A 20,479-nucleotide genomic window follows, 5' to 3' on the forward strand; every position below is an offset into this window, starting at 1 on the left:
CCCCTCCAATTATGAACTCTTAGTACCTACTCATTATACAAGATACTTCTCTAATATTTCTATTTATTTTTACAAATAATAAAGAGAGCGGGTGTTAGAACCCGCTCTCTGTAGCCATATTTATTAAATTATCTGTTGAATCCTCCGCCTAATTGTTGTTCAGCCATTTGAACAAGGCGTTTTGTGATTTCTCCACCAACTGAACCGTTAGCGCGAGATGTTGTGTCGGCACCAAGTTGTACGCCGAATTCTGTAGCGATTTCATATTTCATTTGTTGTAGAGCTTGTTCCACTCCAGGTACCAATAATTCGTTTGAGCTGTTGTTGTTTGCCATGAGTTTTTCACCTCCTTGTGATTATAGAGTGTGTTAAAACACATGGCTTCATTCGCACAATATCATTGGTAATTACAGGATATTAAAACAAGTCTTCCATCGCTTCTTCCCTATCGAATGTCTGACCCGGTTTAACCGTCAATATTTCTGTTTCGGAGACCGCTTTTTCAATCAATGATTCAAAGTCAACGAAGCTCTCATAGTAATTGACTTTTTCACGTTTCGGTTTCGTTTTTGGGCTTGCCGGCGTAAAGACCGTACAACAATCTTCGTACGGCAGATTGGATATTTCAAAAGTATCAAGCTCTCTTGCGATTTTGATGATTTCCGTTTTATCCATCGTAATCAGCGGACGCAGGATCGGTGTATTCGTCACCTCATTGATGGCAAACATGCTGCTCATCGTCTGGCTTGCAACCTGTCCAAGGCTTTCACCGGTGATCAGTGCCATGGCTTCTTCCTTTTCACGGATTTGATCGGCGACCCGCATCATTAAACGTCGAGTTGTTGTCATTGAGTAGTTTTCCGGGATCTGTTTTTGAATCAATAATTGAATTTCAGTAAATGGAACGATATGCACTTTCATGCTTCCACTTATTTCAGCAAGCTTGCCTGCCAGATCAATGACCTTTTGACGTGAACGCTCACTTGTGAAAGGCGGGCTGTAAAAATGAATCGCTTCTACGTCCAATCCGCGTTTCATCGAAAGGAATCCTGCAACAGGGCTATCAATCCCGCCTGAAAGCATCAGCATTGCCTTTCCGCTTGAACCGAATGGAAGACCGCCTGCCCCCTGGATGATTTCACCCGTCAAATAAACGGCTTCGCGTCTCACTTCTACCAGCAGGTTCAAATCAGGGTTCTTTACATCCACTTTTAAATTTTCTGTATTCCGAAGCAAATGCCCGCCGAGTGCCCTGTTAATTTCATCGGTATTATATGGGAAATCCTTATCTGCGCGTTTTGTCGTGATTTTGAATGTATTTACCTCCTCAAGAGTATGATTAAGGTAATACAACGCTGCCGTTTTCATCACTTCTAAGTCGCGTTCTATTTTTATCGCAGGGCTTAAAGACTGGATCCCAAAAATGCCTTTCAATCGGTCAATGACAGGCTTATGGTCCACACCGTTCAGGAGAACGTACATCCGCTCCCTGTTGGCTGTTAGCACTACTCCTTCAATATCCTTTAAACTCCAGCGGATATGCGCCTTCATTTTGTCTACAAAGCCTTTACGGTTTCTTTTTTTCGTGGAGATTTCTCCATAACGGATAATTATATGATCAAATTTCATTTTGCAACCCTCATTATTTTTTCTAAATTAGCGACTATTTTCTGTATCGCCGCCAGAACTTGCTTCGCTTCTTCCATCTCATTGCCATAGGTAGTACTGATTCGGATCACACTTTCGGAACGGGCTTGGTTATGGAACATCGCATCCACCGTTTTGCTTACCGTCCTTTTTTTCGAAGAACAGGCACTAGTCGTCGAAACATATATCCCTTCCGATTCAAGCGCATGCAGCAATACCTCTGATTTGAGTCCCGGTACGGAAAAATTCACAATATGGGGTGCACCTTTTTCAGGACTGTTAATCAACACCCCGTCCAGTTCCTTCAAACCTTTATATAAATAATTTTTGATTTGCTGCAGCTTATCATGACACAGCAATTGATTGCTCATACTAATACGAAAAGCCTTCGAAAGGGCGACGATTCCCGCAACATTTTCGGTGCCGCTCCTGATTTTCGTTTCTTGATTGCCACCGTGGAAAAGCGGATCGACCCGAACGCCTTCACGAACATAAAGGATGCCCGTCCCCTTCAAGCCGTGCACCTTGTGTCCGGAAATTGTACATAAATCCACATTTGCATCACGTATTGATAAAGAAACTTTGCCTGCCCCCTGCACATTATCGACATGAAAGAGCACGTGTGGGTATTGCTTTAACAATTTTCCCATTTCAGCAATCGGCTGGATAGAGCCAACTTCATTATTAACATGCATGACGGATACTAAAATGGTATCTTCCCTCAATGCATGCTTAAGATCGTTTAAATCAATTTGCCCAAATTCGTTAACGGGAAGATATGTGATCTCATAACCCATTTTCGTCAATGCTTGGCATGCGTCTTCTACAGAAGGATGTTCGATTGCCGTCGTGATTATGTGTTTTCCCCGATTTCTCTGAGAGAGGGCGGCTCCTTTAATGGCAAGATTATTCCCTTCCGTCCCCCCGGAAGTGAAATATATTTCCGAGCTCTTCACCTTTAATAAATCAGCGATTTGCTTTCTTGCAGCAGAAAGTAATTTTTCGGATTGCACCCCAAGTCCATGCAGCGAAGAGGGGTTTCCAAAATAGTCCGAAGAAACCTTCATGAATGATTCGATTACTTCAGGATATGGTTTTGTTGTTGCACTATTGTCAAAATAAATCATGGGTTCACCTTCCATGTTTTTGTATCTATGTTGGTCACTCTTCTAAATGCCGTTTCAAGTGTAGCTGTTGCGACTTCTAATATTAACATAATTGGATTTGAAAGAGAATGTAAAACACAGCCCTATCGATCCCATTTTTCAATTTCGGCAGAAAACTAATTCAGGATCCGATAAAAGAAAAAACCCGCCATGGCGGGTTTTCAGGAAAGAACTTCTTCTATGTTCGTTCCAATTTTTCGCAAACTGCCTGGGTCGACCTTTTCAATGGCCGTGGCTGCCGTTTCCAATGCAGCTTGATATTCATAGCTTCGGAATTTGGCTTCCGCTTCCCTGAGACTATCGGCAACTGTATCGTGACTGCTGCGATAACGGTTTCCGAATTGAATCACTTTTTCGGCCAAATACATATGTTCAATCAATTCATCAGCTTTTTCGTGGACCGCACTCACCTGTTGGACAGCTTTTTCCAAATAAATATAAACAGCGGCCATGTCAAGCGGCTTTTCTTCAAGTTTACCCTGAACGTCATCCATGCTTTCTTTGGCATCCTGAAGCACCGCTTTATACTCTTCAGGAAGACCTGGAATATTGCTTTTTGCAATTAAACGGCCAGTATCGACCATTTTGCGTTTTAATTCGGCCAGTGAATCCCTGGCATCCATTTCATCTTTTCGTAAAGCCTGTAATTTAATGGTGAATTCTTTTTGATTTTCCTGTAATTCTTTCAGCTGTACTGCCAGCCCCTGCATCTCTTCGCTGATAAGCGAGCTTGCCATCACATTATCCTCCATCTTCAAGACGAGCAATTGATGGCGTTTCGAAATCTGGGCAATCTGCTTTTCCATCTTCCGTTGTGCATCTAGCTCATTTTCCGTTAGATGATACGTGTGTTGAACATGTATGGTTTCAACTTTAAGTTTATCGTTCTCATATTCAAGGTCACTTATCGTTTTCCTGAGGACTTCATCATTTTTCAAGACATACTGTTTTGAAAGCACTTCTTTCTCCAAAAGGTCATAAAGCACCTCAATGCTTTCGCGCATATCTTTAATGCCTTTATCCACAGCTTCCGTTTCGGCATTTTCCAATTGTGCTTTATAAAGATTCAGTTCTTCCTCAAGCCTTGATATTTCCTGCTCGAATTGGATATGACTCAACAGATAACCCTGTCCCGACATCTCCTCATAGCCATCCTTCAATTCATGAAGCTGGGAGCGCAGCTCGGATTGACTATCAACCAATAATTTTGGGAGCAACTCCATTTTAACGGCCAAGATCGCCAATTTCTCCTTAATGGAAAGAACGAGCTCCCTCGCATTCAAATAATTCCCGTTCACAGTCTCTTCTTCATACCTCTGAAGGATCTGCAATACTTCATCCAAGGAATTTTCCAGCTTATCAGCCGCTTTCCCGTAATTATGCCTGTGTGCAAGCAAGGATTTCTTCAATTGACGGTAGGATTCTTTAATATCCTCAATTTCCAATCGGTTCTTTTCCTCACTGCCTACGAGTTCATTCAATTCGTATAGGATCTTTTTGATCATTTCCTCGATTTCATTCAGCTTGACTGTAATTTTGCGCTGTACCTCTTTTGACCGGCTGAAACGGTATTTATCGATGGACTCCTCTGCATCGAATAAAAGCTCTTCGACTTCGGGCATATGGTCCGTAATGATAGCGTCCCATTCAATGCGCCAGTTTTCGAACATTTCCTCTGTTTCACCTGTCATGTTCAATTGTTTGACTTTAGAAAGCTCTTCTAGCACGGGGCGGTGCATGATGCTCGTTTTCCAGGATTCCAGTCGATCGATCTCTTTAAAATATCTCTTTTTGAAAAAATAACCCCAAATGATGAAAATCAAAATTAATACAATTACCCCAAGTATGTACTCCATGGTAAGCCCCCTGTTCTAGTCCCTACAGTCTTGCTCGTTTATATATCAATTTTAAAAATGTTAAATTTAATGCTTTTATGATACCATGTTAGCAATAATTTTTGATGAGAAAAATGATTTTTTTGTAGAAAATTGCTACAAATACCTGTTTTTTGGGAGGGAAGGACTATGAAAGCTGACGGTCATGTACATACTCCGTTTTGCCCTCACGGCTCTACGGATAAATTCGATGAATATATTACGCGGGGAATCGAGCTAGGATTAAAGGAAATCACATTTACGGAACATGCTCCATTGCCACGAGATTTTCAAGATCCTACGCCTGAAAAAGACAGCGGCATGGACGCTGCCCTGCTCCTGGATTACTTTCAGGAGCTCCGCGTACTGAAAGAACGCTATAAAGACAAAATCCTGATCAAAAGAGGTCTAGAGGTTGACTTCATAGAGGGTTATGAAAAAGAAACAAAAGAATTCCTCGACGAAATCGGAGAATTCCTTGATGACAGTATACTTTCCGTCCACTTCATCAAGCATCAAAGCAATTGGCATTGCATCGATTTCAGTGAAAATGGGTTTGGTGAGATTGCCAATGAACTAGGTTCAGTCGAATCGGTGTATGCCAAATATTACGATACTCTGGAAAAATCGATAAAAGCTGATTTAGGCATTTATAAACCTAAGCGGATCGGGCATATTACGCTTGTCCATAAATTCCAGCATCGATATCCGCCAGCATTAAGTTTTGACGAGCGCGTTTACAAGGTGCTGGATTTGATCAAGGAACAAAAGTATGAACTTGATTATAATGGAGCCGGCCTTGTAAAGCCGCTATGCGGTGAGCCTTATCCTCCAGAAAGGTTTGCAAAGCGTGCTTTCGATCTCGGCATTCCGCTTATTTATGGTTCAGATGCCCATCAGGCTAAAGATTTGGGTCAGGGCCATCAGGCGCTGATTGCAGAGTTTAATGGGTAACTCATGTATACACTTCAGGCCGGCCCGCTAACAGTGGCTGTAGGTCTTCGGCAATGAAAAGGGTATCTTGCAGAAAACGTCCGACTTCATTGGCATAAATATTCGTGTAATAGGCTTCCTGCGGGAACACATGAAGCACATCCATCGCATAATGGGTATGAAGGACAGGAGCCGTTAGCAGGCCCTTCAACTGGAGCATATACATGGGAATGGAGACCTGCTGGAAACTCCTGCTCTTAATCCCTTGTTCCAAAACATATTGAAAATAAGACTTTTCCTTTGTAAAATAGGTCGAATGAATTTCCCGGTTTAAATTGGAATCTAGTGAAGATTCCCCATATATGAACCGTGCAGCCAGGAAGTTTTCCCTCTGGAAATCGAGAATATCCATCACTAGATTCATCAAGCAATGCTGGGGGCCTTTAAGGTCCAGCAGTGTCATGTTCGTATCAAGGACCAGGATATACTCTTCTAAATAGGAAGTGAAACAGAATTCCAGCAATCCCTGCTTATTCTTAAAATAGTAGGCAATATTTGCAGCGTTCACTTTCGCTTTGTTCGCAATATCCCGTATGGATGTGGCATGATAGCCTTTTAAATGAAATAAATGCAGTGCAGCTTCCACAATGGCTTGTTTCGTTGGCGTCTGGCGATTCATTTAGGCAATCCCTCGCTTTCTTTGAGACAAGTCTTATGGACTATTTCTGCACGGAAGAGCCTGAATCCTTTAGTAAGTTCTCGACAATTTCCCAACAATAAAGCAACATATTAGAAAGTGCTGTAATAATATGCGGAAGACAGGTGAACGCTTTTGTTTAATGTCGAAATGTATCAAGGAAAAAAAGAAAAAAACTATGAACTTGTCCAGAAACAACTTTTTGCCTTAATCGAGGATGAAACGAACTGGATAGCCAATTTAAGCAATGCGGCAGCTCTGCTTAATCAGTTTCTTGATGAGATTAACTGGGTCGGCTTTTATTTATTCGAAGAAGGCCAATTAATACTGGGACCCTTCCAGGGACTTCCAGCCTGTGTTCGCATCCCAATGGGTAAAGGCGTATGCGGGACATCAGCGGCAACTGAAAAAACCCTGCGCATCGAGGATGTCCATCAATTCCCTGGACATATCGCCTGCGACGCAGCATCGCGATCTGAAATTGTCATACCGCTCATGAAGGATGGCAAATTGTTCGGGGTCCTCGATATCGACAGCCCGGTCACGGACCGATTTGACGAAATCGATCAGCAGGGACTGGAGAAGTTCGCAGAAATCCTTTCCAAGCAATTATAAAGTTAAAGGGAGCGGCAATCCTGCCTGCTCCCCTCTCCATTACAGGATCCCATGTACTTGCATCCGGTCCTTCCCTTAATTCCTCCCAATATAAAACGCCTGGCCCTTAACCTCTATCACACTATTCGATTGACCTTCTGCCCAATGGGAAACACCGATAACTGCCTATTTTTTAGTTATTTATACGATTCGCAAAAAACGATGCAAAAGAACTAGGTGGGAACGATACCTATAAGGGCTCCCAAGGAATGCCGGGAAACCAACCATGAAACATACAAAAATAGTGTTATTTAAATGTATTGTCTCTTCCCGCTGCGATTCTCTTCCCTTATTTAATCGCAACTATCCTTGACTCATTGAGCAGAATATTATACAATACTCCTTGTGTAAAATATTGCAGCCTATGTGACAGCCTTTATGTTCTCATTTTGTTCCTCAATACAGAGGTGTATCTCGTAACTCTCTGCTGCTAGGGCGAAGGTACATGAAAACAAAATGGTCATGATCGTACATTCACACGGTTTTTATTTTACCAAAATAAAAACATTTAAAGGAGGAGTCATCCTATGGCTCGTTATACTGGCCCAAGCTGGAAACTATCCCGTCGTTTAGGAATTTCCCTAACAGGTACTGGTAAAGAATTAGAAAAACGCCCTTATGCTCCAGGACAACATGGTCCTAACCAACGCAGAAAAATTTCTGAATACGGAATGCAACTGCAAGAGAAACAAAAACTTCGTCACATGTACGGAATCACTGAACGTCAATTCCGTTCAATGTTCGACCGCGCTGGCAAACTTAAAGGTGTACATGGTGAAAACTTCATGGTTCTTCTTGAATCACGTCTTGACAACCTAGTTTACCGTCTTGGTTTAGCTCGTACACGTCGTCAAGCACGTCAACTTGTTAACCACGGTCACATCACTGTAGACGGAAGCCGCGTAGACATCCCATCTTACAAAGTGACTCTTGGACAAACAATCTCAGTTCGTGAAAAATCACGCAACTTCTCAATCATCAAAGAATCAGTTGAAGCAACTAACTTCGTACCTGATTTCCTTACTTTCGATGCTGAGAAATTAGAAGGTACTTTCACTCGTTTACCAGAACGTTCTGAATTGCCTGCTGAAATTAACGAAGCTCTTATCGTTGAGTTCTACTCTCGTTAATAACTTCAAAACCCCCATCCTTGGATGGGGGTTTTTTTGGCACTAAACACTTCAAAATAAAGCCCGGCTGTAATTCAGCCGGGCCTTGAACAATCATTTTACTAATGTATATTTCTTCTTACCGCGTCGAACGAGGATGAACTCCCCTTCAATCTTGGCAGCTTCCGTCACTACATATTGCAGATCAGTCACTTTCTCCCCATTTATGGAGATTGCCCCATTCTGAATATCTTCACGGGCTTGACGCTTTGAAGGCGAAATTTTCGCTTCAACGATTAAATCGACCAAGCCGATATCTTCCTTGCTTTCACGTTCGAAGCTAGGGACATCTTTAAAGCCCAATTTGATTTCCGCTGCACTTAAATTCTTCACCTCACCGCTGAATAGGGCGGCAGAGATTTTGATTGCTTGATCAAGAGCTTCCTGACCATGAATCAAACGGGTCATTTCTTCCCCTAAGGCTTTTTGCGCTTTACGCAAATGCGGTTCGGACTGTACGGACTGCTCTAACTCTTCAATTACTTCACGTGATAGGAATGTGAAGAATTTCAAGTATTTCACGACATCAGCATCCGCTGTATTGATCCAGAATTGGTAAAATTCATACGGAGTCGTCTTTTCCGGGTCAAGCCAAATCGCCCCGCCTTCCGTTTTACCGAATTTGGTTCCGTCCGCTTTCGTCACAAGCGGAATCGTCATGCCGAACGCTTTCGCTTCCTCGTCATGCGATTTACGAATCATTTCAAGACCGGTCGTAATATTGCCCCACTGATCACTTCCGCCAATTTGCAACTTACAGTCATGATTATCGTATAAATGGCTAAAGTCGATCCCTTGTAAAATTGTATACGCGAATTCCGTAAAAGAAATCCCTGTTTCCAAACGGGAAGCAACCGTGTCTTTTGCCAACATGTAGTTAATGCCGATGTATTTCCCGTAATCACGCAAGAACGTAACCATGTCGATTTTACCTATCCAGTCATAGTTATTGACCATGACAGCACCATTTTCACCGTCGAATTCAAAGATGTGGGATAGCTGTCCTTTAAGGCAGTCGGCATTATAGAGGACTTTTTCCAGCGTTTGCAGCTGGCGTTCCTCTTTTTTACCGCTTGGATCACCGATAAGTCCAGTCGCTCCTCCTACAAGCACAAGGGGACGATGACCGTGCTGCTGGAAACGGCGCATTGTCAAGAATGGCAGCAGATGTCCGATGTGCATACTATCCGCGGTTGGATCTACACCACAGTATAAAGAAATTTTCTCTTTTTCTAAAAGGTCCTTAAAACCCTCTTCATCCGTTTGTTGATAAATAATCCCTCTCCACTCGAGTTCCTTTAGCAATTCCATTTTACAATTCCTCCTTCAATCCGAAAAAATCCCGCAAAAAGCATACAAAAACGCCCCTTCATATAATATGAAGGGACGAATAAATTCGCGGTACCACCCAACTTGAGGACATAATGCGCCCTCCGCTCGAGACGAATAACGGTCGTCAACCGTTTCCTGCTACTAATCATTTCACAGTAAATGCTCCAGGAAGTAATTCATCTCACCATGTGTACCGATTTCCACTGACCACCGGCTCTCTAAAACAGGGATAGTTTGACTACTGGGTCCTATCATCGCGCTTTTTTAATAAATTTTATTATTAATAAATTTTTATCATACATAAGATTCATTGTCAACATCACCCTTACAGATTCTAGAAAAATATGAAAGTTCGCCTTTCCTTTCCGTGTTATATGCTATAATATATGTGATTTCAGGGGGTATGATACGATGAATAATAATCAAAAAGATAGATTTCAAACAGCATGGAAACAGATAACCCGTTTTTTAAAAAATGAAAAAACACAAAAAAATGCAAGGGTTACATACCAAGTCATTTGGAACCTAACGTTGATCCTCATTATTGTTGGGGTTCTAGGATTCTCATTCGCAGGCGGCGTTGGAGCTGGCTATTTCGCTGCCCTCGTCAAAGATGAGCCGGTACGCTCAAAGGAAGATTTAAAAAAAGACATCTACAATTACGAAGAGACCTCTGAGGTATACTTTGCTGATGACGTATACTTGGGCAAGCTTAAGAGTGACCTTGAGCGTGAAGAAGTGTCCATCGATAAAGTATCGGAGTATCTTAAAAATGCAGTCATCGCTACAGAAGATGAGTATTTTTATGAACATGACGGGGTTGTCCCGAAAGCTATCCTGCGTGCCATTTACCAGGAATTTACGAATGCATCCGTCCAATCGGGAGGAAGCACTTTAACACAGCAGCTCATTAAAAACCAAATCCTGACCAACGAAGTATCATTTGATCGGAAAGCAAAAGAAATCCTGCTTGCACTCCGGGTCGAAAAGTTCTTTGAAAAAGAAGAGATTTTGGAAACCTACTTAAATGTCTCCACTCTGGGGCGAAATTCTTCCGGTCGGAACATCGCTGGTGTAGAGTCCGCCGCTGAAGGTATTTTCGGCGTGGAGGCCAAAGATCTGACACTGCCCCAATCTGCCTTTATTGCTGGATTGCCGCAAAGTCCTTTCGGTTATACACCGTATACCCAGCAAGGAAAACTGAAAGAAAATCAAGAACCCGGCATCAACCGGATGAAAACCGTTTTAAAACGGATGTATAGTAATGGATACATAACAAAAGAAGAGTATGATAAAGCAAGCGCATACGACATAACCAAAGACTTTATCGGTAAAAAGGCGTTGCCATCGGAGAAATATCCTTGGCTCACCCAGGAAATTGAAAAACGCTCCATCGAAATCCTTTCTGTCAGTCTGGCAAAAGAAGATGGATATGAAGAGAAAGATTTAAAGGATAAAGATTTAAAAGAACAATATGTAGCACTTGCCGATCGCAAGCTGCGTCAAAACGGCTATCAGATCTATACGACGGTCAATAAAAAGATATATGATAAAATGCAGGAAGTTACGAAAAACTATCCGAATTTCGGATACGATAAAGCGGGCGAGCCCGTTGAAGCCGGGGCTATTCTAATCGAAAATAAAACAGGAAAAATCATCAGTTTCGTAGGTGGCCGTGATTTCAAGCGGAAACAGACGAACCATGCAACCGCATCACATCGATCAAACGGATCAACGATGAAGCCTTTGCTCATATATGGTCCAGGCATCGAGCTGGGCAAAATCTCACCTGGCAGCGTATCGGCCAACGTGCCCATTTCCATTCCGGCAGGCAGCCAAGCGTGGAGCCCAGGAAACTATGGCGGCGGCAGCTATACGGGAGTATCGACTGCCCGCGAGGCCTTAAAGAATTCCTATAATATTCCGGCAGCGCTCTTTTACAAGAAAATAATCAACCTGAGCCCCGCTTCCTATTTAGAGAAAATGGGATTCTCCACCGTGACGAAAGGGGATTACTCCCATCTGTCCATGTCATTAGGTGCCATGGACAAAGGTGTAACCGTTGAAGAAAACGTCAACGCGTTTGGCACATTTGCCAATTCAGGGGAATTCATCGATGCTTATATGATCGATAAAATCGTTTCGAAAGATGGCAAGGTCATCTATCAGCATAAAGTGAAACCAGTGGATGTTTTCTCACCACAAGCCGCTTACCTGACGCTTGATATGATGCGCGATGTCGTAAACAGCGGGACGGCCGCTTCGGTCAGGAACCGACTTGCTTTCTCAAGCGATTGGGCAGGTAAGACCGGAACTTCCCAAAACTACTGGGACGCATGGTTCGTCGCCACCAACCCTAATGTATCATTCGGTACATGGCTGGGTTATGATACACCGAAATCCTTGCAAGGGACCTACAATGGTCTTGAATATAATAAACGGAATATATATTATTGGGCAGATCTGATCAATGCCGCATATAAAGTCGACCCGAAACTCGTCGATCCCGATAAGCGGTTTGAAATGCCTGGCGGAATTGTCAGCCGTTCCTTCTGTGCCGTTTCAGGACTGCTCCCTTCAAGTGCATGCCAAAAGGCAGGGCTTGTAAAATCAGATTTATTCATCGCCAAATATGCTCCATCCAAGGCGGATGATAGTTTCATAGATGGACAATATGTATCAGTCGGCAGTAAACGCTACGCAGCCCTTCCGCAAACACCTGGCGAATTCACGAGCGGCGGGTTCATGCTCAATCCAGATTCGTTCGCAGATATCGGATTGCAATATGTGATTGACCCGGGATCCGTTATTCCCGGAGGCGAAAAATCAGGAAATGTCGTCGGGGCGAAAGCGAAATTGAATGATAATGGCAAAGTACCCGATCCCCTATCCATAACGATCAGTAACGATAAGATTACATGGGGCCTGCATCATGAAGGAGATGTCGTCGGTTATCGTGTCTATAAAGACGGCAAAAAAGTGGCGAGCATCAATGCTGGTGAGAGTCTTGTTTACAAAGTCGGCTCAGGCGGTTCCTATTATGTAACGGCCGTAGACATAGTCGGTAAAGAATCAGCCCCTTCTCAGCGTGTTGAAAGCGGCGCTAAAAAGACAGGTTCAAAAGAAGATTCGACTAAAAATAAAGATGATCGCGGAAATGATAAAATAACTCAAGAAGTTAAAAAACCAGACTCAAAAGAAGAGAACGGTAAACCAGATAAAGAAAAAGAAAAAGACACAAATAAAGATATAGATAAAGATATAGATAAAGAGCAAAATCAAGACAAAGATCAAGACAAAGGGAATATAGACAAAGAAGATACAGAGACCGACAAAGATAAAGATACAGTCAATGATAAAGATAAAGATACAGTCAATGATAAAGATAAAGACACAGATAAAGCTGAAGAAGAGGAAGAATGACACTCTTTTTGAAGTGAAACAGGCTGTCGGGGATTTCCCGACAGCCTGTTTCATTATAATCTCCCACACTGATTCGACTAATGTTCCCGAACTCAAAAAAAAGGCATCCATGCAATTGACCATGGATGCCTTTTAATTTTCATCTAAAATCAGGATGCCCAGCGTTTCAATCCTCCATCGATGATAAATCACCAGTTGGGAGATCCAGTTCCCAAGCTTTCAAGACACGGCGCATGATTTTCCCGCTTCTTGTTTTAGGAAGTTTATCCCTGAATTCAATTTCACGCGGCGCCGCATGTGCTGCGAGACCATTCTTTACGAATTGGCGAATTTCTTCAATCAGCTCATCGTTTGCATCGTATCCGTCACGGAGGGCTATAAATGCTTTGATAATTTCCCCCCGAACTGGATCGGGCTTACCGATGACCCCCGCTTCAGCTACGGCTGGGTGCTCGACCAACTTGCTTTCCACTTCGAAAGGTCCGACTCTTTCCCCTGCTGTCATGATGACATCATCAACCCGGCCTTGGAACCAGAAATAACCATCTTCATCCATATAAGCGGAATCACCGGAAACATACCAATCACCTGGCATAAAGTAAGATTCATATTTTGATTCATTATTCCAGACAGTCTTCATCATCGAAGGCCATCCTTTCTTGATGGCCAGGTTCCCCATTCTGTGCGGTGGAAGCTCGATGCCTTGATCATCCACTATTGCCGCTTTCACACCAGGAATCGGTTTACCCATCGAACCCGGTTTGATTTCCAGGCAAGGATAATTGCATATGACCTGAGCCCCGGTCTCCGTCATCCACCATGTATCATGGATACGGTGATTGAATACCTTCATTCCCCAGCGCACCACTTCCGGGTTCAACGGTTCACCGACACTTAAAACATGGCGGAGAGAACCCAAATCGAACCGTTTAACGATTTCATCACCTGCACCCATCAGCATCCTAAAGGCTGTCGGAGCACTATACCATACCGTGACACCAAAGTCTTCCAAGGTTTTATACCAGGATTCTGGCTTGAATCGCCCACCTACAATGACATTGGAGGTTCCTGTCAGCCACGGTCCAAAGATACCGTAAGACGTCCCTGTCACCCATCCAGGATCCGCTGTGCACCAATACACGTCCTCTTCCTGCAAATCAAGGACCCACCTTGCCGTTTGATAATGCTGGATCATCGCATTATGAACGTGAAGCACCCCTTTTGGCTTCCCTGTGGAACCTGAGGTATAGTGAAGAATCAGGCCGTCATTCCGATCTACCCATTCGATTTCGAATTTTTTGTCCGATTCTTTTAACTTTTTATTGAAGTGATGATACTTTCCTTCTTCTTTTATATTTTCCCCCACTAGGAAAATATGTTTTAAATGGGGTAATTCATCTACTGGGACGCGCGGCAAAAGCTCAGGGGTCGTCACTATCACACTTGCCTCACTATCTTCAAGGCGATCCCTTACCGCGCCTTCCATGAAGGCTTCGAACAACGGCCCTACGACCGCCCCCGTTTTAATCGCACCCAACAATGCAAAATAAAGCTCCGGGGAGCGTGGCATGAAGATGAAAACGCGATCGCCTTTTTCCACATTGGCAATGTTCCTGAACACATTGGCCGCTTGGTTCGTATAATCTTTCATTTCCTTGAAAGTATACTTTTCATTTCTTTTATCGTCTTTGTAATAAAGGGCTACTTTGTTCTTTTTATATGTTTCAACATGGCGGTCAATGGCTTCATATGCAAGATTCACTTTACCTGTTTCAGACCAGGAAAATTCCTTTTCCGTCTCGGACCAGTCAAATTTCTTGTATTTTTCATCGTAATTCTTTAAATTAAAATTACCTTCCACTACTGGCAACGCTTTCACATTCATATGGCAAACTCCCCCTCTATTCGGCTCTATATTTTCATTATAGTATAAAAACGCAATTATCTCAATTTTTAAAATATTCAACACTTCCATATTAGGGAAAATCTTTCTTGATGAATTTTGAAAATCTTATAGTTATTATGAGTTCATATCGATAGCGGATATATGGGAAGCACTGTAACAAAAGATTCATATAAACCTTGAACTTTCTGCATTATGCCACTTTTTTTATGTATAATTTATGTAAGCTTTCCATTCGGCCAGTTTTAAAAGCAATGCTCCTTATGCTTGAATGCGAGAGTTATAAGATTACTATTTTACAAGGGTGGTGAAAGAATGGAATATAATAAGACCTTTTATACTAAGGAACTGCAGACATTAAGCGGGACGCTCATCATCGAGGGGCCGTTAAACGGGGAAAAAATGTCCGCTTATGAGTTTCACGAAGACTTGGTCGCCTTCCGCCCGCCTGCTTTGCAGCATAAAGCTTTAATAGAGATTGCTGACTTGCCTGAAGGCAGGATCTTTATCGCCCGTGAAAAGGAAACCATCGTTGGTTATGTAACTTATTTATATCCCGATCCCTTGGAACGCTGGTCGGAAATCAAGATGGAGGACCTGATAGAGCTTGGTGCAATCGAGGTCATCCCTAAATACCGGGGTGCCTCCGTCGGGAAGAACTTAATCAGCCTTTCCATGGAAGACGATTCGGTCGAAGACTTCATCATCATCACCACTGAATACTATTGGCATTGGGACTTGAAAGGGACAGGGCTGAATATTTGGGACTATCGCAAGGTCATGGAAAAAATGATGAGTGCCGGCGACTTGGTCTACTTTGCTACGGATGATCCTGAAATCAGTTCCCACCCGGCCAACTGCCTGATGGCCCGCATTGGCAAAAGAGTGCCGCCGGAATCCATCCAGAAATTCGACCAATTGCGTTTTATGAATCGGTTCATGTATTAAAGAGGCGTATAAGAGGAGGAAGGAATATGATTGTTGAAAAAATAATGAATGAGGATATTATCACTCTTACTCCAACGGATACAATCCATAGCGCTGTCTTAATCATTAAGGAGAAACGAATTCGCCATATACCCATTGTCGATGACAGCTTTCAACTTGTCGGATTAGTCAGCGACCGTGATATACGGGATGCTGCCCCTTCTATATTCCGCACCGCAGAAAACGAAAATGATTTACAAAAAGCATTATCAACCATCATGAGAACGGATATAATCACAGGGCACCCGCTAGATTTCGTCGAAGAAATCGGGGCTGTTTTTTGCGATAACAATATCAGCTGCCTTCCAATCGTAAAAGAAAGGAAGTTAGTAGGCATCATAACCGGTTCTGATTTGCTTCATTCATACGTTGAGTTGACCGGAGTCAACCAGCCCGGTTCCCAAATCGAAATCAAAATCCCTGATAAGGCAGGTACCCTTCATGATATTGCCCGCATTTTCAAAAGGCGCAATTCCAATATCCTGAGCACTCTTGTTTATCCTGAAAAAGATGGGACCGATTATAAGATTCTTGTAATTCGAGTGCAGACGATGAATCCATTTATGGTGGTGGAGGATTTGAAGAAAGAGGGCTATACCGTTTTATGGCCTAGTCTACCGGGGATTTCCCATGAATGATACATCCCTTTTTGTCTATTCGGATGAACTCCTTACCTATAAATTCAACGATGAACATCCGTTCAATCAAAAACGGCTTAAACTCACGCTGGATTTGTTAAAAAAACACCATGCCATCAGTGATGATCAAATTATCAAGCCAAGAATGGCTACAGATGAAGAATTGGAATTGATCCATGATCAGCATTATGTAAACGCTGTCAGATTAGCAGGGCAGGGTAAGCTCCCCCCTGAAAAGGCCATGAATTACGGGCTTGGAACAGAAGATACCCCAATCTTCCCCAGGATGCATGAAGCAAGCGCCTTGCTTGTAGGCGGTACATTAACTGCGGTTGATGCCGTCATGACCGGCCAGTCCCTGCATGCACTTAATCTTGGAGGGGGCCTGCATCACGGTTTCCGAGGGAAAGCCTCGGGCTTCTGCATTTATAACGATAGTTCGGTCGCGATTAAATACCTGCAAAAAAAATATGGGGCACGTGTCTTATATGTCGATACTGATGCACATCATGGCGACGGAGTCCAATGGTCATTTTATGATGATCCGGATGTATGCACCCTATCCATTCATGAAACGGGACGCTACTTATTTCCCGGCACAGGCAATATTAACGAACGGGGTCAAGGAACAGGATACGGCTATTCATTCAACATCCCGGTTGATGCATTCACGGAAGATGGCTCCTGGCTCGAATGCTATACAGTTTCCTTTAAGGAGGTCATTGAATTCTTCAAACCGGATGTCATTTTAACGCAAAACGGAGCGGATTCCCATTATTACGATCCGCTCACCCATTTATCGGCCACCATGAAGATTTATAGAGAAATACCAAAGTTAGCCCACGAAATGGCTCATAAGTATTGCGAAGGACGGTGGATTGCAGTAGGGGGCGGGGGATATGATATATGGCGCGTCGTCCCGAGGGCTTGGTCGAGGGTCTGGCTTGAAATGACGGATAATGATATATCAGGTCCCTTATCAAAAGAATGGCTTGAATGCTGGCAGCCTGAGTCCCCAGTTTCGCTACCGAAAGAATGGGATGATATGGAGGATATATACGAACCCATTCCGAGGAAGCCTGAAATTACCGAGAAAAATGCCCTGACACTTGAAAAGGTTCTATATCCCATTCGGTCTTCCAAGCAAACATCGGCAAGCAAGGACCACAGTAAACCAAAAGATCGTTGAAAAACGATCTTTTTTTTAAGAAACAAAAGAGAGTGCCCCCAGGACACTCTCCAAACCAGCTTATTTCGTTGATTGACGATTTTCAATCCGATGTGGCAGGATCACTTTTTCATGACCTTCCTCCACTTCTTCTTTATTCATCAACTTTGTCAGAAGCCTCATCGCAACGGCACCAATATCATATAAAGGTTGAACGATCGTCGTGATTTGCGGTCGCACCATCAATGTCAATCTCGTATTGTCGAAGCTGATCACTTCAAAGTCTTCCGGTACATTATACCCTTTGTCCTGTGCCGCATGGACAATTCCAAGCGCCATTTCATCAGCACTGGCGATGAATGCCGTCGGTTTCTCTTCAGCTTCCAGTGACTTTTCAAAAGATTCGATTCCTGAATCATATGTATAATCGCCTTCAACAATATAGCTTTCATCGAAAGTAAGCCCAGCTTCTTTCAACCCTCGTTTATAACCAGTCAATTTCTTTTCATCAATCAGCGCGGAAGGATTTCCGCTTACAAAAGCGATATGCTTGTGGCCTTTTTTAGCAAAGAAGGTCACTGCGTCGAATGCCGCCGCCTCATAATCAATATTAACCGATGGAACTTGTCCGCTTTCATCCACCGAACCTGCCAGAACGATTGGAACGGGTGAATTCTTAAACTCTTTGACATGCTCATCAGAAATGTTACCGCCCATGAATACGATACCATCCACTTGTTTTCCAAGCATCGTATTCAACAAATGGAATTCCTTATCTATATTCTCATCGGAACTGCTTAGAATGATATTGTATTTATACATGGTGGCTATATCTTCTATGCCTCGTGCCAATTCGGCAAAAAAGATGCTCGAGATATCCGGAATTATGACCCCGACTGTTGTTGTTTTCTTGCTGGCAAGACCCCTTGCCACTGCATTGGGACGGTACCCCAACTTCTCGATCACATCCGAAACTTTCTTCCTTGTTGCAGGCTTTACATTCGGATTCCCGTTAACTACACGGGAAACGGTGGCCATGGAAACATTCGCCTCACGCGCCACATCATAAATGGTTATATTATTCATTCATCCATTCCTCCATTTCTTTCATTTTCCCCATAAAAGACCCGAATTATTTCGGGAAAAATTCTTTTATGCGTTTTCCTCTATAAGGAAGATTATTTTAGGAACGATCTGCCTAACAAAAAATGCAGTCCTACTCTCTTCTCAGTCAAAGATTCAATACCCTTTTCAAGTATAAAATTCACATAGATATCACTTTATGTATGACTCAATCTTCCGAACAGTTCTCATTCTTGTTATTTATCATACGATAGTCGAATCTTTCCTGCAATCCAATAGTGCCTATTTCGATGCTTTTTCTGCAAAAACAAGTATTTTACCATTAAAAATAGCCCTTGCCAAGGAGGTAAGGGCCGTAAGTAGATATTTTAAAGACTTTCCAGCTTATACAGTTACCCAATTCAAACGTTTAATTTCATCGTAGAATTCATCAAATTGTTTGAAGTCCATTTGCTGTGCAGAATCCGATAAAGCAACAGATGGGTCTGGATGCACTTCTGCCATTACACCGTCAGCACCGATTGCAAGCGCCGCTTTAGCCGTCGGAAGCAAGAGGTCGCGACGTCCAGTGGAATGCGTCACATCAACCATGACCGGTAAATGGGTTTCTTGTTTTAAGATCGGTACGGCAGAGATATCAAGTGTGTTTCTTGTTGCTTTTTCGTAAGTGCGGATACCGCGTTCACAAAGGATTATGTTGCCATTGCCCTGCGACATGATATATTCCGCTGCATGAATGAACTCTTCAATCGTTGCAGCCAGTCCGCGTTTTAAAAGAACTGGTTTATTTACGGCACCAGCCGCTTTTAGCAAGTCGAAGTTTTGCATGTTGCGTGCACCGATTTGGATGACATCAATATGATCGATCGCCGCTTCGATATCGTTAGCGCTCACGATTTCACTGATGACGGCCAAGCCGTATTCGTCAGCAACACGTTTAAGTATTTGTAAGCCCTCCAAACCAAGTCCTTGGAAGTCGTATGGGGATGTACGTGGCTTAAATGCACCTCCGCGCATCAATTTCAAACCTTTAGCTTTAATGACTTCCGCCACCGCAGCAGTTTGTTCATAAGATTCAACGGCACATGGTCCGAAAACGAAGCTCGGGATTCCATTACCGACCAATTCACCCTTAATGTCGATGATAGTGTCTTCAGCCTTTTGTTTTCTAGATACAAGAAGCGTTTTCTTCTGATCGTCTTTTTGAAGCTCCAAGCCCAATTTGAAGATTTCTTTGAAAATATGTTTAATCGAACCAAGATCAAGCGGTCCTTGATGATTAGCTTCGATAAGATCCAGCATTGTTCTTTCACGGACCGGATCGTAACGGTTTACACCTTGTTTTTCTTTAACGCGACCAATTTCCTGTACAAGTTCAGCACGTTGATTAATAAGATGTAATAACTGAAGGTTCACATCATCCAGTTGATTACGAAGTCCATCAAGCTCTTTGTTGCTCATTACAAATCCATCCCTTCGTTTTTTAAAATAGAAATCGGTTCAGCGGATTCAAACTAAAAAAATCCCATCCGGACCCTCGAACATCCACCCCGATTGTTTTATCAATGAAAATTTTAGAATATTTCATGTATGATAAAATCAATTATAAATGAAGTGTCCATAAATGTCACTAACTTTTTCTTTAATAATTAAACGCTTTTAAGCATTAAAGTTATAAATACTTAAAACTAGGTGCCGCTCATGCCAGAAAAACGATTACACAGAATATTGAAACACGATCCGTTGTAGGAATTATATTGGAAATAGAACAGGAAAGCTATCATTTAATTGATCATTTTTCACAA

Annotated in this window: 16 protein-coding genes and 1 other annotated feature; of the genes, 7 read left to right on the forward strand and 9 right to left on the reverse strand. The window is 42.8% G+C overall.

Going from position 1 to position 20,479, the window contains the following annotated elements:
* Nucleotides 1–128: 128 nt before the first annotated feature.
* From UP17_RS18395 to ezrA, 4 genes are all read right to left on the reverse strand, one after another.
* On the reverse strand, nt 129–335 hold the full coding sequence (locus UP17_RS18395) for an alpha/beta-type small acid-soluble spore protein (protein WP_034309203.1): 207 nt from the start codon (nt 333–335) through the stop codon (nt 129–131).
* 82 nt (nt 336–417) lie between these two features.
* Nucleotides 418–1,629, reverse strand: coding sequence for a tRNA uracil 4-sulfurtransferase ThiI (gene thiI / locus UP17_RS18400; RefSeq protein WP_061464397.1), 1,212 nt, complete (start codon nt 1,627–1,629; stop codon nt 418–420).
* Nucleotides 1,626–2,774 carry a cysteine desulfurase family protein gene (locus tag UP17_RS18405; RefSeq protein ID WP_061464398.1) on the reverse strand — a complete coding sequence of 383 codons (1,149 nt, stop codon included), beginning with the start codon at nt 2,772–2,774 and terminating at the stop codon, nt 1,626–1,628. Before UP17_RS18405 ends, thiI begins: the two co-directional genes overlap by 4 nt.
* A 200-nt stretch (nt 2,775–2,974) precedes the next feature.
* Complete coding sequence (gene ezrA, locus UP17_RS18410; RefSeq protein ID WP_061464399.1) at nt 2,975–4,669, reverse strand: septation ring formation regulator EzrA; 1,695 nt, start codon at nt 4,667–4,669, stop codon at nt 2,975–2,977.
* A gap of 168 nt (nt 4,670–4,837) precedes the next feature.
* Between ezrA and hisJ the strand changes: the two genes are divergently transcribed.
* Nucleotides 4,838–5,641, forward strand: coding sequence for a histidinol-phosphatase HisJ (hisJ, locus tag UP17_RS18415; protein WP_061464400.1), 804 nt, complete (start codon nt 4,838–4,840; stop codon nt 5,639–5,641).
* A gap of 1 nt (nt 5,642) precedes the next feature.
* Here the strand turns inward: hisJ and refZ are convergent, their stop codons facing one another.
* Entirely contained in the window at nt 5,643–6,299 is a 657-nt protein-coding gene (refZ, locus tag UP17_RS18420) for a forespore capture DNA-binding protein RefZ (protein WP_061464401.1), read from the reverse strand.
* A gap of 153 nt (nt 6,300–6,452) precedes the next feature.
* Here refZ and UP17_RS18425 point away from each other — a divergent pair, with 153 nt between their 5' ends.
* The gene (locus tag UP17_RS18425) at nt 6,453–6,932 is read left to right on the forward strand and encodes a GAF domain-containing protein (RefSeq protein ID WP_061464402.1); all 480 of its coding nucleotides are present in this window, start codon (nt 6,453–6,455) and stop codon (nt 6,930–6,932) included.
* Nucleotides 6,933–7,498: 566 nt separating this feature from the next.
* Complete coding sequence (rpsD, locus tag UP17_RS18430; protein WP_061464403.1) at nt 7,499–8,101, forward strand: 30S ribosomal protein S4; 603 nt, start codon at nt 7,499–7,501, stop codon at nt 8,099–8,101.
* A 93-nt stretch (nt 8,102–8,194) separates the two neighbouring features.
* Here rpsD and tyrS read toward each other — a convergent pair whose 3' ends face one another.
* Nucleotides 8,195–9,451 (reverse strand): tyrosine--tRNA ligase, encoded by a 1,257-nt coding sequence (gene tyrS / locus UP17_RS18435; RefSeq protein WP_061464404.1) that lies wholly within the window; start codon nt 9,449–9,451, stop codon nt 8,195–8,197.
* A 68-nt stretch (nt 9,452–9,519) separates the two neighbouring features.
* Nucleotides 9,520–9,736: a binding site (T-box leader), on the reverse strand.
* A gap of 147 nt (nt 9,737–9,883) precedes the next feature.
* On the opposite strand from tyrS, the gene UP17_RS18440 reads away from it, so the two are divergent.
* Complete coding sequence (locus UP17_RS18440; protein WP_081108882.1) at nt 9,884–12,895, forward strand: transglycosylase domain-containing protein; 3,012 nt, start codon at nt 9,884–9,886, stop codon at nt 12,893–12,895.
* 166 nt (nt 12,896–13,061) lie between these two features.
* Here the strand turns inward: UP17_RS18440 and acsA are convergent, their stop codons facing one another.
* The gene (gene acsA / locus UP17_RS18445) at nt 13,062–14,780 is read right to left on the reverse strand and encodes an acetate--CoA ligase (protein ID WP_061464405.1); all 1,719 of its coding nucleotides are present in this window, start codon (nt 14,778–14,780) and stop codon (nt 13,062–13,064) included.
* Between the two features lie 333 nt (nt 14,781–15,113).
* Between acsA and UP17_RS18450 the strand changes: the two genes are divergently transcribed.
* From UP17_RS18450 to UP17_RS18460, 3 genes are read left to right on the forward strand one after another with little or no spacing between them, the layout of a single operon-like run.
* On the forward strand, nt 15,114–15,746 hold the full coding sequence (locus UP17_RS18450; protein WP_061464406.1) for a GNAT family N-acetyltransferase: 633 nt from the start codon (nt 15,114–15,116) through the stop codon (nt 15,744–15,746).
* 26 nt (nt 15,747–15,772) lie between these two features.
* Nucleotides 15,773–16,423 carry an acetoin utilization AcuB family protein gene (locus tag UP17_RS18455; protein WP_061464407.1) on the forward strand — a complete coding sequence of 217 codons (651 nt, stop codon included), beginning with the start codon at nt 15,773–15,775 and terminating at the stop codon, nt 16,421–16,423.
* Entirely contained in the window at nt 16,416–17,612 is a 1,197-nt protein-coding gene (locus UP17_RS18460; protein WP_061464408.1) for an acetoin utilization protein AcuC, read from the forward strand. The genes UP17_RS18455 and UP17_RS18460 overlap by 8 nt, the downstream gene beginning before the upstream one ends.
* 60 nt (nt 17,613–17,672) lie before the next feature.
* On the opposite strand, the gene ccpA is transcribed toward UP17_RS18460, so the two are convergent.
* Entirely contained in the window at nt 17,673–18,677 is a 1,005-nt protein-coding gene (gene ccpA / locus UP17_RS18465) for a catabolite control protein A (RefSeq protein WP_061464409.1), read from the reverse strand.
* Nucleotides 18,678–19,058: 381 nt separating this feature from the next.
* Nucleotides 19,059–20,135, reverse strand: a complete 1,077-nt coding sequence (locus UP17_RS18470) for a bifunctional 3-deoxy-7-phosphoheptulonate synthase/chorismate mutase (RefSeq protein WP_061464410.1) — start codon at nt 20,133–20,135, stop codon at nt 19,059–19,061.
* Nucleotides 20,136–20,479: the final 344 nt, after the last annotated feature.

Source organism: Peribacillus simplex, from assembly GCF_001578185.1.
GTDB lineage: Bacteria > Bacillota > Bacilli > Bacillales > DSM-1321 > Peribacillus > Peribacillus simplex_A.

Bases quoted from the DNA above. Each gene is read 5' to 3' on its own strand.
- ccpA (WP_061464409.1), bottom strand. From the start codon at position 18,677: ATGAATAATATAACCATTTATGATGTGGCGCGTGAGGCGAATGTTTCC.
- UP17_RS18405 (WP_061464398.1), bottom strand. From the start codon at position 2,774: ATGATTTATTTTGACAATAGTGCAACAACAAAACCATATCCTGAAGTA.
- UP17_RS18460 (WP_061464408.1), top strand. From the start codon at position 16,416: ATGAATGATACATCCCTTTTTGTCTATTCGGATGAACTCCTTACCTAT.
- UP17_RS18455 (WP_061464407.1), top strand. From the start codon at position 15,773: ATGATTGTTGAAAAAATAATGAATGAGGATATTATCACTCTTACTCCA.
- UP17_RS18450 (WP_061464406.1), top strand. From the start codon at position 15,114: ATGGAATATAATAAGACCTTTTATACTAAGGAACTGCAGACATTAAGC.
- UP17_RS18470 (WP_061464410.1), bottom strand. From the start codon at position 20,135: ATGAGCAACAAAGAGCTTGATGGACTTCGTAATCAACTGGATGATGTG.
- hisJ (WP_061464400.1), top strand. From the start codon at position 4,838: ATGAAAGCTGACGGTCATGTACATACTCCGTTTTGCCCTCACGGCTCT.
- UP17_RS18440 (WP_081108882.1), top strand. From the start codon at position 9,884: ATGAATAATAATCAAAAAGATAGATTTCAAACAGCATGGAAACAGATA.
- ezrA (WP_061464399.1), bottom strand. From the start codon at position 4,669: ATGGAGTACATACTTGGGGTAATTGTATTAATTTTGATTTTCATCATT.
- acsA (WP_061464405.1), bottom strand. From the start codon at position 14,780: ATGAATGTGAAAGCGTTGCCAGTAGTGGAAGGTAATTTTAATTTAAAG.
- rpsD (WP_061464403.1), top strand. From the start codon at position 7,499: ATGGCTCGTTATACTGGCCCAAGCTGGAAACTATCCCGTCGTTTAGGA.
- thiI (WP_061464397.1), bottom strand. From the start codon at position 1,629: ATGAAATTTGATCATATAATTATCCGTTATGGAGAAATCTCCACGAAA.
- UP17_RS18395 (WP_034309203.1), bottom strand. From the start codon at position 335: ATGGCAAACAACAACAGCTCAAACGAATTATTGGTACCTGGAGTGGAA.
- refZ (WP_061464401.1), bottom strand. From the start codon at position 6,299: ATGAATCGCCAGACGCCAACGAAACAAGCCATTGTGGAAGCTGCACTG.
- tyrS (WP_061464404.1), bottom strand. From the start codon at position 9,451: ATGGAATTGCTAAAGGAACTCGAGTGGAGAGGGATTATTTATCAACAA.